General features: G+C 72.9%; 11 protein-coding genes and 1 pseudogene. 7 read left to right on the top strand and 5 right to left on the bottom strand.

Annotation, left to right across the window (positions count from 1 at the left end; all coding sequences use genetic code 11):
• Positions 1-37: 37 nt before the first annotated feature.
• The 3 genes from JHN63_RS23795 to JHN63_RS23785 are packed head-to-tail and all read left to right on the top strand — an operon-like array spanning position 38 to position 3,182.
• Positions 38-1,165 (top strand): glycosyltransferase family 1 protein, encoded by a 1,128-nt coding sequence (locus JHN63_RS23795; RefSeq protein WP_200683748.1) that lies wholly within the window; start codon positions 38-40, stop codon positions 1,163-1,165.
• A complete protein-coding gene (locus JHN63_RS23790; protein WP_200683739.1) occupies positions 1,162-2,325 on the top strand; it encodes a glycosyltransferase in 1,164 nt (387 codons plus the stop codon). The genes JHN63_RS23795 and JHN63_RS23790 overlap by 4 nt, the downstream gene beginning before the upstream one ends.
• Positions 2,322-3,182 (top strand): SGNH/GDSL hydrolase family protein, encoded by an 861-nt coding sequence (locus tag JHN63_RS23785; protein WP_200683737.1) that lies wholly within the window; start codon positions 2,322-2,324, stop codon positions 3,180-3,182. Before JHN63_RS23790 ends, JHN63_RS23785 begins: the two co-directional genes overlap by 4 nt.
• Positions 3,183-3,195: 13 nt before the next feature.
• Here JHN63_RS23785 and JHN63_RS23780 read toward each other — a convergent pair whose 3' ends face one another.
• From JHN63_RS23780 to JHN63_RS23760, 5 genes are read right to left on the bottom strand one after another with little or no spacing between them, the layout of a single operon-like run.
• Positions 3,196-4,065, bottom strand: a complete 870-nt coding sequence (locus JHN63_RS23780) for a biotin-dependent carboxyltransferase family protein (protein ID WP_200683736.1) — start codon at positions 4,063-4,065, stop codon at positions 3,196-3,198.
• Positions 4,062-4,679, bottom strand: coding sequence for an allophanate hydrolase subunit 1 (locus JHN63_RS23775; RefSeq protein ID WP_200683734.1), 618 nt, complete (start codon positions 4,677-4,679; stop codon positions 4,062-4,064). Before JHN63_RS23775 ends, JHN63_RS23780 begins: the two co-directional genes overlap by 4 nt.
• Positions 4,676-5,428: a LamB/YcsF family protein gene (locus JHN63_RS23770; protein ID WP_200683826.1), complete on the bottom strand. Its 753-nt coding sequence runs from the start codon at positions 5,426-5,428 to the stop codon at positions 4,676-4,678. Before JHN63_RS23770 ends, JHN63_RS23775 begins: the two co-directional genes overlap by 4 nt.
• Positions 5,429-5,440: 12 nt before the next feature.
• The gene (locus JHN63_RS23765; protein ID WP_200683732.1) at positions 5,441-6,262 is read right to left on the bottom strand and encodes a putative hydro-lyase; all 822 of its coding nucleotides are present in this window, start codon (positions 6,260-6,262) and stop codon (positions 5,441-5,443) included.
• Entirely contained in the window at positions 6,259-7,578 is a 1,320-nt protein-coding gene (locus JHN63_RS23760; RefSeq protein ID WP_200683730.1) for an MFS transporter, read from the bottom strand. Before JHN63_RS23760 ends, JHN63_RS23765 begins: the two co-directional genes overlap by 4 nt.
• A 170-nt stretch (positions 7,579-7,748) precedes the next feature.
• Between JHN63_RS23760 and JHN63_RS23755 the strand changes: the two genes are divergently transcribed.
• The 4 genes and pseudogenes from JHN63_RS23755 to JHN63_RS23740 form a co-directional block, all read left to right on the top strand.
• Complete coding sequence (locus JHN63_RS23755) at positions 7,749-8,456, top strand: GntR family transcriptional regulator (RefSeq protein WP_200683728.1); 708 nt, start codon at positions 7,749-7,751, stop codon at positions 8,454-8,456.
• Positions 8,457-8,623: 167 nt separating this feature from the next.
• Positions 8,624-10,150 carry a hypothetical protein gene (locus tag JHN63_RS23750; protein ID WP_200683726.1) on the top strand — a complete coding sequence of 509 codons (1,527 nt, stop codon included), beginning with the start codon at positions 8,624-8,626 and terminating at the stop codon, positions 10,148-10,150.
• Positions 10,151-10,286: 136 nt separating this feature from the next.
• Positions 10,287-11,165: a hypothetical protein gene (locus tag JHN63_RS23745; RefSeq protein WP_200683724.1), complete on the top strand. Its 879-nt coding sequence runs from the start codon at positions 10,287-10,289 to the stop codon at positions 11,163-11,165.
• 67 nt (positions 11,166-11,232) lie between these two features.
• Positions 11,233-13,334: pseudogene (locus JHN63_RS23740) on the top strand (hypothetical protein); the annotation flags it as partial.

Genomic DNA, 13,334 nt, shown 5'->3' with positions numbered 1-13,334 from the left:
TTGACGCGGGCACGTCCAGCGCGGCGACAACACGGGTATGCGTGTCGTCATCGTGACCGAATCCTTTCCCCCCGATGTGAACGGCGTGGCCCACTGCGCGCTCCAGACCGCCCGACACCTCGTGGATCGCGGTCATCATCCGCTCGTCGTCGCGCCGGCCACCTCGGCCGGTAGCGGGCCCGACGCCCAGTCGCCGTGCCCCGTCATCCGTGTCCCCTCCCTACCGCTCCCGGGCTACCCCCAGGTCCGCGTCGCCCTCCCCAGCCGACGCGTCGCCGCGGCCATCACCGAACACCGCGCCGACATCGTGCACCTGGCGAGCCCTTTCATCCTCGGCGTCCGCGGCATGGCCGCCGCGGCCCGGCTCGGCATCCCCGCCGTGGCCGTCTACCAGACCGACCTGGCCGGATACGCCCGTACGTACGTCGGCGCCGGCGAGGCCACCGCCTGGCGGCGCATCCGCTCCGTCCACGCCGCCGCCGACCGCACCCTCGCGCCCTCCAGCGCGGCCCTGGGCGACCTGGAGGCACACGGCGTGCCCCGGGTCAGGCTCTGGCCGCGCGGTGTGGACACCGAGCGCTTCCGCCCCGAGTACCGGGACGAGGCGCTGCGCCGCGAACTCGCCCCGAACGGCGAGCTGATCGTCGGCTACGTAGGCCGGCTCGCCCCCGAGAAGCAGGTCGAACTCCTCGCCGGAGCCTGCGGCATCGAGGGCGTCAAGGTCGTGGTCGTCGGCGACGGACCCAGCCGGCCGCACCTCGACGAGGCGCTGCCGGGCGCGGTCTTCCTCGGTCGGCGTACCGGTGACGAGCTCGCCCGTATCTTCGCCTCGTTGGACATATTCGTGCACACCGGACCTTTTGAGACCTTCTGTCAGACCGTCCAGGAAGCCATGGCGAGCGGCGTCCCCGTCGTCGCGCCCGCCGCCGGCGGACCGCTGGACCTGGTCGCCCACGGGCGCACCGGGTTCCTCTTCCCGCCGCGCGACGAGAACGCGGTGACGGACGCCGTACGGACCCTGGCCGCCGATCCCGCGCTCCGGGCCGAGTACGGCACCGCCGCGCGGGCCATGGTCGAGGGCCGCACCTGGGCGGCCGTCGGCGACCAACTGATCGCGCACTACGGCGATGTCCTGGCCGCGCGCAAGCTGGTGGTGGCGGCATGAACACCGCTTCCCTCAGGATCGTGCGGCTCGCCAACTTCGTGGCCCCCTCCTCCGGGGGGCTGCGCACCGCCCTGCGCGAGCTGGGCAAGGGCTTCAAGGAGGCCGGGCACCACCCGGTCCTCATCGTGCCCGGCGAACGCCACACCGACCGCGAGACCGAGCAGGGCCGCGTCATCACCCTGCCCGGCCCGCTGCTGCCCGGCACCGGCGGCTACCGCGTCCTCGCCGACAAGCGGCGCGTGGCCCACCTCCTGGAACAGCTCGCCCCCGACCGCCTGGAGGTCTCCGACCGTACGACCCTGCGCTGGACCGGCAAATGGGCCAGGCGGGCCCGCGTCCCCGCCGTGATGGTCTCCCACGAGACCGCCGACGGCGTCCTGCGCACCTGGGGCCTGTCGGAGAACCTCTCCCGGCGCACCGCCGACGCCCTCAACGTCCGTACGGCGCACACCTACGCGCGCGTGGTGTGCACCACGGAGTTCGCCGAGCGGGAGTTCGTCCGCATCGGTGCCCGCAACGTCGTACGGGCACCGCTGGGCGTCGACCTGGTGGGCCGCACTCCGGCGCTGCGGGACCCGGTCGTGCGCGCGGAGTACGCGCGCGTGGACCAGGTGCTGCTGGTGACCTGCACCAGGCTCTCCGTGGAGAAGAAGCCCGGCACCGCGCTCGACGCCCTGGAGGCGCTGGTACGGCGCGGGCGGCGGGCGGTCCTCGTGGTCGCCGGGGACGGGCCGCTGCGGGCCCGGCTCGAACAGCGGGCGCGGGAGCGGGGGTTGCCGGTCACCTTCCTCGGACACGTCTCCGACCGGCGGCTGCTCGGCGCGCTCCAGGCCTCCGCGGACGTCTGCCTGGCACCCGGGCCCGCCGAGACCTTCGGGCTCGCCGCCCTGGAGGCCATGGCCTGCGGCACGCCCGTGGTGGCCAGCGCCTCGTCCGCACTGCCCGAGGTCATCGGCTCCGCCGGGGCCACGGCGGCGGACAACGGCAGGGCCTTCGCGGACGCCGTGGACATGCTGCTCGAACGCTCCGAGGTGGAGCGGCGGGAGATCGCACGCGCGCGTGCGGAGTGTTTCGGCTGGAACACGGCGGTCGACGCGTTCCTCAGGGCCCACGACGCGGATGTTCCGGTACGGCGGTTCGTGCCCGGAGGCGTGGCATGAGAACGGTCCGTTTCGTCGCCCTCGGTGACTCGCTCACCGAGGGCGTGGGCGATCCCGTCGGCGAGGCGTGGCGCGGTTGGGCCGCGCTGCTCGCCGACGGGCTGGTCCAACAGCCCGAAGAGACCGTGCAGTTCACGAACCTCGCGGTCAGCGGGGCGCAGTCACGGGACGTGCTGGAACGGCAGACCCCGGCCGGGCTCGCCCTGAACCCGGACATCGTGTCCGTCGTCATAGGCGTCAACGACACCCTGCGCTGCACCTTCGACATCCAGGCCCTGGCCGCCCGGCTCGACGAGGTCTACGCGGCCTTCACCGAGCAGGGCGCGGTCCTGCTGACGGCCTGTCTGCCCGACCCGGGCGCGATGCTCGGCCTCCCGGGCGCGCTGGCCCGCCCGCTGGCCCGTCGGCAGCGCGCCGTCAACACCGTGGTGCACGCGCTCTCCGAGCGGTACGGGGCCGTGCATCTGCACGCCGCGGAGGGCGAGTGGATCATGGACCGCGCGATCTGGAGCGCGGACCGGCTGCACCCCGGGGAGCGGGGCCACCGCCAACTGGCCCTGCGGTTCCACGCGTTGCTCGCCGAGGAGGGTGTGGCCACGGGGGTCGCGCCCTCGCCCGAGCCCGAGTTCCCGGTCCCCACCAAGTCGGCCAGCCTGTGGTGGCTGGCCACCGCGGGCACCGGCTGGGTGGCCCGCCGCTGCACCGACCTGCTGCCCCAGCTCCTGAGGCTGGCCGCCGACGAGATGCGCCACCGCGCGCGGGGCACCAGCGCCCGGCTCGACCTCAGCGCGTCCCACGCCGTGTCGATGGCACTGGCCTCCCTGTCGGTGCAGCAGGAGCAGCCGGACGCCGCATAGGGCGTCACGGGCCTCAGCGGCGCCGTACGGCCACGAAACGGACCGGGGTGCCCGGCACCGCCTGGGCGGCCGCCGGGAGGTCCGAGGGGCGGACGACGGCGATCACCGGGTACCCGCCGGTGGTCGGATGGTCGGCGAGGAACACCACCGGGCGGCCGTCCGGTGGCACCTGCACGGCACCGAGGACCATGCCCTCGCTGGGGAGTTCACCGGTCAGGGCCCGCTCCAGGGCGGGCCCCTCGGTGCGCAGCCCGATGCGGTTGCTCGCCGAGGACACCTGGTAGGCGCGTGACGTGAACGCGCGTACGGCCTCCGGGGTGAACCAGTCCTCGCGCGGCCCCAAGGTCACCCGCAGGACGAGTTCGACCGGGGGAGCCGGCTGCGGAGCGACGTCCACGTACGCGTGGTGGGTCATCGGGGATCCCACCGGCAGTATGGCGCCGTTCGTGAGCGGCGCCGGACCGAGCCCGGACAGCAGATCCGTGGACCGGCTCCCGAGCACCGGCTCGACGCCGACCCCACCGGCGAAGGCGATGTAACTCCGCACTCCGGAGACGGCCGTTCCGATGTCCAGGAGCGCCCCGGCCGGCACCTGCACGGGTGCGCCCCAGGCGGCCGGCCGTCCGTTCACCGTGACCGGGCAGGGGGCACCGCCAACGGCCACGAGGATCGTTGAACGAGGCCGTACGGCACAGCCGTTGAGGGTCGTCTCCAGGACGGCCGCTTCCGACGGATTGCCGACCAGCCGGTTCACGAGCGCCGCCGCGGGCCCGTCGAGCGCCCCGGAACGTGGCACCCCCAGATGCGCGTGTCCGGGCCGCCCCAGGTCCTGCACGGTGGTCAGGGCCCCGGACCGTACGACGGCGAAGGCGCGGTCCGTCATACGTCCGCCACCGGGACGAAGCGCACGCGCGTGCCCGGCGACAGCAGCGCGGCCGGCTCGCGCGCGGGGTCCCACAGGACCGCGTCCGTCGTGCCGATGAGCTGCCAACCGCCGGGCGAGGCACGGGGATACACGCCGGTGTACGGGCCCGCCAGGCCCACGGCGCCGGCGTGGACGGCCGTGCGCGGGGTGGCCCGGCGCGGGACGTCGTAGCGGGCCGGGAGACCGGTGAGGTAGCCGAAGCCGGGGGCGAACCCACAGAAGGCGACGCGGAACTCGGTGGCCGCGTGGATGCGGGCCACCTCCCGCTCGGGGACGCCCCACAGGGCGGCGACGTCGGCGAGGTCCGGGCCGTCGTAGCGCACCGGGAGTTCGATCGCCTCACGCGCGCGTGGGGGAGCGGGGGGTACGTCGGAGGTACTGAGTTCGGAGGCCAGGCGGGCCGGGTCGGCGAGGCCGTCGAGGAGGACCGTGCGGGCGGCCGGGACGATCTCGCGGACGGTGAGCAGGCCCTCCGCGCGGCGGCGCAGCAGCTCCGCGTGAACGGCCTCGGCCTCCTCCCCGGAGGCCACCTCGACGAGCAGCGCGTCCTCGCCGACGAGCAGGGCCCTCATACGAAGGCCTCCACCCGGACGCCCGACTCCACGAGCCGCTCACGGACCCTGCGGGCCAGCTCGACCGCGCCGGGCGTGTCCCCGTGCAGACACAGGGAGCGGGCCCGTACCTCGATGCGGGCCCCGGAGAGCGCCTCCACCGTCCCGGAGCGGGCCAGGCTCAGCGAGCGCTCCACGACGGCCTCCGGGTCGGTGACCACCGCGCCGTCCCGGCCGCGCGGCACGAGCGTGCCCTCGTCGGTGTAGGCGCGGTCCGCGAACGCCTCCGTGACGGCCGGCAGCCCGGCCTTCGCGGCCAGGTCGAGCACGACCGAGCCGGGCAGCCCGAGCACGGGCAGCGAGCCGCCGGCCAGGAGCACGCCCTCGATCACCGCGGCGGCCTGCTCCGGGTCGTGCACGACCCGGTTGTAGAGCGCTCCGTGCGGCTTGACGTAGGACACGCGCGTGCCCGCCGCCCGGGCGAACACTTCCAAGGCGCCGATCTGGTACGCCACTTCGGCCGCCAGCTCGGCGGACGGCACGTCCATCGCGCGCCGCCCGAAGCCCGCCAGGTCCCGGTAGGACACCTGCGCGCCGACCCGCACCCCGCGCTCGGCCGCCAGCTCGCACACCCGCCGCATGGTGACCGGGTCCCCGGCGTGGAAGCCGCAGGCCACATTGGCGCTGGTGACGACGGACAGGAGCTGTTCGTCGTCGGTGAGGTTCCAGCGGCCGAAGCCCTCGCCGAGGTCGGCGTTCAGATCGATCATCATCTCTCCTGGTCAGGCGACGCGGTACTGCTCGTCGCGGGCGTCGGTGACGAACATCTGGCCCGGCGCGTGGGTGATGGCGAACGGCGGGCGGGAGGCCATCACCGCGGCCTGCGGGGTCACTCCGCAGGCCCAGAACACCGGGATGTCGTCCGGCGCGGCGTCCACCGGATCACCGAAGTCCGGACGGCCGAGGTCGGCGATGCCGAGCCCTGAGGGATCGCCGCAGTGTACGGGGCTGCCGTGCACCGCCGGGAGGAGCGCGGTCTCCCGGATCGCCGTCGCCAGGTGCTCCGGCGGCACCGGGCGCATCGACACCACCGTCGGGCCGTGCAGCCGCCCCGCCGGACGGCACGGGCGGCTGGTCACGTACATCGGGACGTTGCGGCCCTGCTCGATATGGCGGATCGGGACTCCCGCCTCGCTCAGGGACCACTCGAAGGTGAAGCTGCACCCGATCAGGAACGACACCAGGTCGTCGCGCCAGTGCGCCCGTACATCCGTCGGCTCGTCCACCAACTCGCCGTCCCGCCACACCCGGTAGCGCGGCAGATCGGTGCGCAGGTCCGCGCCGTCGGCGAGAACCGTCTTCCACGAACCGGCGTCCGTGACATCGAGCACCGGGCAGGGCTTCGGGTTGCGCTGGCAGAACAGGAGCATGTCGTAGGCCCAGTCGGCGGGCACCGAGATCAGGTTGACCTGGGTGTGGCCCGCCGCGACCCCTGCCGTGGGACCCGTCAGCCCGGCCCGGAACCGGGCCCGGGCGGAACGCGGGCTCCACGCGTGCGCGTGCTCGTCGACGAGGGTCAGGGGACGATCCTCCGTACGGTTCACGCCAGTTCCTTTCCGCGGGTCTCCGGCAGCCCCAGGAGCGCCAGAGCCGCGATGCCGTATCCGATCGCCCCGAAGACGAGCGCTCCGCCCACACCCCAACTGTCGGCCAGGAAGCCCACCAGGGTCGGGAAGACGGCGCCGACCGCGCGGCCGGTGTTGTACGTGAAGCCCTGTCCCGTGCCGCGCAGGGCCGTCGGGTACAGCTCGCTCAGGTACGAGCCGAAGCCGCTGAAGATCGCCGACATGCAGAACCCGAGCGGGAAACCGAGCACCAGGAGAAGGGTGTTGGCGCCGTTGGGGATGTGTGTGTACACCAGGATGCAGATCGCCGAGAGCAGCGCGAAGAGCCAGATGTTGCGCCTACGGCCCAGCACGTCGGTGAGATAGCCGCCGGTGAGGTACCCCAGGAAGGCGCCGGAGATCAGGAACGTCAGATAGCCGCCGGTGCCGACGACCGACAGGCCGCGCTCCGTCTTGAGGTAGGTCGGCACCCAGGTGGCGAGGGTGTAGTAGCCGCCCTGGACGCCGGTCGAGAGCAGGCCCGCGAAGACCGTCGTGCGCAGCAGGCCCGGTGCCTGCGCCGTACCCGGCTTGAAGATCGCCGCGAACGACCCCTTCTGGGCGTTCTGTTCGCGCACGGCCGTCGCCTCCGGGGCGTCGTGCACCCGGCGACGCACCCAGAGCACCAGCAGCGCGGGCAGCGCGCCGGTCCAGAACATCACCCGCCAGGCCAGGTCGTCGCCGAGGAACGAGAAGACCAGCGTGTAGACGACCGCGGCCAGCGCCCAGCCGACCGCCCAGGAACTCTGGACCGCGCCGAGCGTACGGCCGCGGTGCCTGGGGCTCGCGTACTCGGCGACCAGGATCGCGCCGACCGCCCACTCGCCGCCGAAACCGAGCCCCTGGAGGGCACGGAAGACCAACAGGGTCTCGTAGTTGGGCGCGAAGCCGCAGGCCACGGTGAAGACGGCGTACGTGACCACCGTGATCATCAGGGCCCTGACACGGCCCACCCGGTCGGCGAAGACGCCCGCGATGGCGCCCCCGACCGCGGAGACGACCAGCGTGACAGTGGTGAACAGGCCGGTCTGGCCGCTGTCCAGGCCGAAGTACGCGGCCAGCGCGACCATGCTCAGCGGCAGCGTGAAGTAGTCGTAGGAGTCCAGACCGTAGCCGCCGAACGCGCCGGCGAAGGCGCGGCGGCCGTTCGGACCGAGCGCGCGGAACCAGGCCAACGCGCCGTCGTCGGCGGTGAGTTCGTCCGTGTCCGGGTGCGCGCCGGTGTTCAGGGCCTGAGGTGGAGGGGTCGTGCTCATGTGCACCTCGCAGAAGGAGGACGGAGGGTGCTGGGACTGAGCAGTGCCGTGCGGAAGCCGTCGGCGCCGGGGTGAGCGGGAGACGCCGTGCCGAGAAATCTAGAGGATCGTTGAACGATCCTTCAATACCCATGTTGTTTCGTTCCTGTATCTGCGGTTGAATTCCGGGCATGGCAGAGCAGATGGCGGGACTGGCCGACGACCGCGCCCTCCTGGGCCGTACGAGCACCGCGGAGCGCGTGTCGGACATCCTCAGAAGTCGGATCGCCGAGGGCTATTTCCCGCCGGGCACCCGGCTCTCGGAGGACAGCATCGGCGGGGCGCTCGGAGTGTCGCGCAACACACTCCGCGAGGCGTTCCGGCTGCTCACCCATGAACGCCTTCTCGTCCACGAGTTGAACCGGGGCGTCTTCGTCCGGGTCCTGAGCGTCGAGGACGTCGAGGACATCTACCGCACCCGCCGCCTCGTCGAGTGCGCCGTCGTACGAGGCCTGGGCGAACCGCCGTACGCCCTCGAACAACTCGCCGCGGCCGTGACCGAGGGGCAGTTGGCATCCGTCGAAGATGACTGGAAAGGCGTGGGTACGGCCAACATCCACTTCCACCGGGAACTGGTCGCCCTCGCCGGCAGCGCCCGCACCGGCGAGTGGATGCGCAGCGTCTTCGCCGAACTCCGGCTCGCCTTCCACCTCGTGGACGACCCGAAGGCGCTCCACGAGCCGTACCTCCAGCGCAACCGCCTGATCCTCCAGGCACTCCAGGCGGGTGACGCCGCCGAGGCCGAGAGACTGCTCGCGGTCTACCTCGACGACTCGCTGGAACGCGTCGTCGAGGCCTACCGGCAGCGGGTCGGCGAGGACGGCACGGCGCTCGACTGAGGACGGCACGGCGCTCGACTGAGGACGGCACGGCGCTCGACCGGCAAGGGCATGAGGCCCGGCCGAGGACGGCCCGGCACTCGGCGGACCCCGCGCACACGGCTGTGGCGGTAGTCGCTTCTGCGTCGTTTGGGTCGTTGTCAGACCGAGGACCTAGTCTGTGCAGCGTGACTTCGCCTGCTTCGACGGACAGCGTTCCGCCCCAGTTCAGCGCGGGGCCGCGCCCCGCCCCGGGCCCGGCCGCCGACGAGGGACTGGCGCGGCGACTGCGCGCGCTCGCCTGCACCGCGCCGCTGCACGACCTCGACGCACGCAAGGCCAATCTCGCCGGCGAGTACTCGGTCTACGGCATGGCCGAGGTCGCCCTCGCCGCCATCGACCTGGTCACCCTGAACATGGACTTCGACACCGGCGCGGACCACGACCAGATAGTGGCCAGGCTCATCCCGCGCATCGCCGCCCAGGCCCCCCGGCGCCCCGTCGTCGAGCACGAGCGCGTGGCCCGCTGGGTCCTGGAGAACCTGATCAACGTCGGCAGCGTCGACCGCGGCTTCCGCACGGTCTACGGCACGTTCGCGCAGGACGGCACCTATGTGCGCCGTGACTACGACTTCAAGCTGATCGAAGAGGTCCCCGGCTACGGCGGCAGCGTCTACCTCCGGACGACCGACGAGGCGGTCAACGTCCTCGTGGGCGCCCTCGACACCGACGTCACCAGCGCGCAGATCGCCGCCGAGGTCAAGCTGGAGGTGCTGATCAGCCGCGGCCGGCTCGCCGACGCGCAACTCGCCGCGGAACAGGCCCGGTACCGGACCGTGCAGTACTCGGAGACGCTCCGGCGCGCCCTGGACGCCACGCGGCGCAACGTCCGCGCGGTGGACTGGCTCAACGCCGTGCCGGACATGATCGCCGAGGCCCTCGACCACGTGGCCGATCGTTACCGGCACGAGAACGCGATCCTGACCAACATCCGCAAGGCGCGTGACGAGTCCGAGGACCCCGAACAGAAGCGTCGTGCCGCCGAGTTGGTCGACATCGTCAAGGACTGCATCCGACGGCACACACAGCTTCAGTCGCGCCTCCTGGAGGCCGGGCCGCTGTTCCGCGCGGAGCAGGACCGGCAGGCCTTCGCGACCCCCATGACCACCTCGGGGATCGACCTCTACGGCCATCTCGTCGCGCCCGTCCTGCCGTTGCCCCTGGAGCAGGCGATCCGGGTCACGGACGCGTTCTTCGCTCGCGGGACCGGGTTGCGTACACCGGTGTCCGTCCGGGTGGGGGACCTCGTCGACATACTGCTCACCCCGCCCGCCGAACGGGAGCATCTCGGGGCGGAGATGCCGGAGCCAGATCTCATCGCCACGCCGGACGACAGCCGGTTCAGCGAGGAGCAGTTGGCGGCGGCGATGGAGTTGCTGGATCTGCCCGCGGACGCGCCTCGGCGGTTGTCGGGACTGCTTGCGGACGCGCGTCGGCAGGATGCGGAACTGCCTTATCTGGTGGCGTTGTTGGCTGTGCATGCGGCCAGTCCGCCGTTCGGTACGGCCTATCGGCAGGGCGAGGAGAAGCTGTTGTTCGCCGTGGACGACGGGACCGAGCTGGACGATCCCGAGTTCGGCGGGGCCGATCTGATCGTGGGGATGGCCTTGCTGGACGCGGTGGGGATGGCCGCGGGTCGGAGTGAGGTGGCGTGATGGTTCGGATGTCGTTCGGGTGCGGGTCCGTTGTGGCTGGTCGCGCCCACGCGGCGGAGCTGCGGATGTCACAGCCCCGCACCCCTGAAGGGGTGCTTGTCCTCGCCCTCGTTTTCAAGTTCAGGGAGTTGTCGTCGTGAGTGAGACCGTCGAATGGAGTGAGCCGGAGGCCGCCGCCCCGGCGGTGACCGCTGTCATCACGCCCGCCGACGCTGCCGACGCCGCTCGGCTTGTCGCCTTCGGGTTGCAGCCGAAGTTGCAGCCCGCGCGGGACCAGGAGTACGCGGAACTGCTGCGGCGCTACCGGGAGGACTCGCCGTTCGCGCGGCTCGCCGATGCCGTGGCCGCCGGGCTCGGACTGGTCGTGCTCGAGGTGTCCCCGCGCGCGGGGATGGCCGTGACCGCCGCCGAGGACTCGGTGTTCGCCGTGCGCATGGGGGACTACGCACGCCGTACGGCCGCCGACTCCGGGGACCGGTTCCTGCACGGGCTCGCGCATCTCGCCGTCGCCGCCATGGCGTTCCCGCGGCCCGAGGATCTCGCCGACGACGGTTACATCGGGCGGGTCACGGTCAACGGGGTCGACGCCTTCGTACGGCAAGCCTGCCGGCGGCTGGAGGAGCGGGCCGACGAGCAGGGCATGAACACCGACCCGGCCACCGACGCGCCCGGACTGGAGGCCGCCTGGCGGATCTGGGTCAGACGCAGCGCCACCGGAGCCACCAAGGACGCCCGCAGACTGGCCGGTTCGACCACGGGCATCGTCGGCAAGGCGGCCGCCTTCCTCACCGACTCCGGCTTCCTCCAGCGCACGGGCGACGACAACGGCGGGACCTACCGCACGACCGCCCGCTATCAGCTCCAGGTGCGCGACATGGCCGGCAGCGCCGCCATGGCCGAGCTGCTGGAGCTGGGCGTCGTCCCGGTCACCGACGGCACCGCGAGCCTGCTGCCCGCCGAGGACACCGAGGACCTGGAGCTGGTGGCCGACGCCGGGCTGCCGTTCCACTCCTGATCCCCAGCACCTCCCGAAAAACTACGAACCCCCCACACCTGCCGAAGACTTACGACGAGAGTCCGCCATGTACGAGCTGTCCCGGGTCCGCCTCTACTCCATCGGGCCCGCCGGTGCGCGCTACGCCGACACCGTGCTTGACCTGCGAGGCGTGGGGCAGCCCGTGCCCGACCCCGCCCCGACCCAGGCGGAGTTCTTCGAGGACGAGCCCGTCGGGCCGCCGCGCCGCCCCGCGCCCGCCGGTGTGCTCTTCCTGGAGAACGGCGGCGGCAAGTCCGTCCTGCTCAAGCTGATCTTCTCGGTGATGCTGCCGGGACACCGCAACACCCTGGGCGGCGCCAGCTCCGGAGTGCTGCGCAAGTTCCTCCTCGCGGACGACTGCGGGCATGTCGCCCTGGAGTGGCAGCACACCCTGACCGGCGAGTGCGTGGTCGTCGGCAAGGTCAGCGAGTGGCGCGGGCGACAGGTCTCCAACGACCCGCGGAAGTTCGCCGAGGCCTGGTACTCGTTCCGGCCCGGCCCCGGGCTGAGCCTGGACAACCTCCCCGTCGCCGAGGCCACTTCCGTACGACCGCCCGTCGAGGGCGTGTCCGGAGCGCAGGGCCGTCGGCGCACCATGAAGGGCTTCCGGGACGCCATCACCGAGGCGGGCAAGGCGTATCCGCACCTCGAAGTGCACTGGGAGGAGATCCACGACCGCTGGATCGAGCACCTCGGCGACCTCGGTCTCGACCCCGAACTCTTCCGCTACCAGCGGGAGATGAACGCCGACGAGGGCGAGGCCGCCGGTCTCTTCGCGGTCAAGAAGGACTCCGACTTCACCGACCTGCTGCTCCGCGCGGTCACCGACACCCGGGACACCGACGGCCTCGCCGACCTGGTCGGCGGGTTCGGCAACAAGCTGGGGCGGCGGGCCGAGTTGATCGCCGAGCGGGATTTCACGGCCGGTTCCGTGGACCTGCTCGGCCGGATCGTCGAGGCCGCCGAGGCACGGGCACGCGCGCGTGACATCCATGCCGGTGCCGAGCGCCGTACCCGCAGCCTCGCGCGCCGACTGTCCGCACGGGGCGCGCAGGAGCGGGTGCGGGCCGCCGACCTCGCCCAGCGGGTCACCGCCGCCGCGTACGCCGTCACCCACGCCGAGGGGGCGCGGGAGCGCAGCGCGCTGATCGCCGCCGAACTGGCGTACCGGCACGCCTCGTTGGCGCTCGCCACGATGGAGAAGTCGGCCGCCGCGCAGAAACGCGAACTGGCCGACGCCCGCACACTGCACGCCGCCTGGCAGGCCGCCGAGGCGGTCCTGCGCCACCGGGCCGCCGCCGACCGCTCCGCGCGCGTGGCCGTCGCGATCCGCGAGGCCGAGCGGGACGCCGCACCGGCGCTCGCCGCCCGCGCCAAGGCCGCCGTCGATCTCGTACGGGCCCTGCACTCGGCCGCCGAGAGCGCCGAGGACCTGGCCAACGAGGGCGAGGAGCGGTCCGCCGCGCTCCAGGAGGTCGGCGAGACCTCCCACCGGGACGCGACCTCCGCCGCGACGGAGGCGCAGCGCGCCCGCAGCGAGGTCGGGCATCTGCGCCAGCGCCTGTCCGAGGTCGAGCAGGAGACCGCCGAGGCGGTGCGCGCGGGCTGGCTCGACGACAGCGCCCCCGACGCCGACCCGGCCCGCGCGGCCCTCGCCGCGAGCGACGCCGAGAAGACCGCGGTGGCCGCCTGGGACACGACCCGTGAGGCCTCCCGGCGGGCTGCCGAGCACGCCCGCGAGGCGGCTTCCGCCGAGTCCCGCGCGGAGTTGACCGCGGCCCGCGCGTCCGACGCGGCGACCGCGGCCGAGCGGACCTACGACGCGGAGCGGCGCCTCGCCGAGGGACTGGCGGGGGAGGAGCGGCTCGCGGAGCTGCTCAGCCTGCCTGGCGCCGGCACCGGTGCCGGTGGCAGCAGTGGTGTGCCGGTACCGCGCACTGCGGGCCAGGGCGCTGACGATGACGCGGGCGCGCTGCGCTCGGGTGGCGACGATGAGGGTGCCGAGGGGGATGTACGGACCGGCGCCTCGGCTGACACCGGTTCGGCCAACGCTGCCTCGGCCGGCGTCACTTCGGCCAACGGTCCTGCGGCCAGCGGTCGTTCCGCCTCCAACGCCTCCCCCTCCGCCCGCCCCGGTACCGCCAAACC

Source organism: Streptomyces sp. MBT65 (genome assembly GCF_016612545.1).
Taxonomy (GTDB): Bacteria; Actinomycetota; Actinomycetes; order Streptomycetales; family Streptomycetaceae; genus Streptomyces.
Note: the sequence above shows the minus strand (reverse complement) of the source record. Positions and strands in the feature narration are given on the sequence as shown.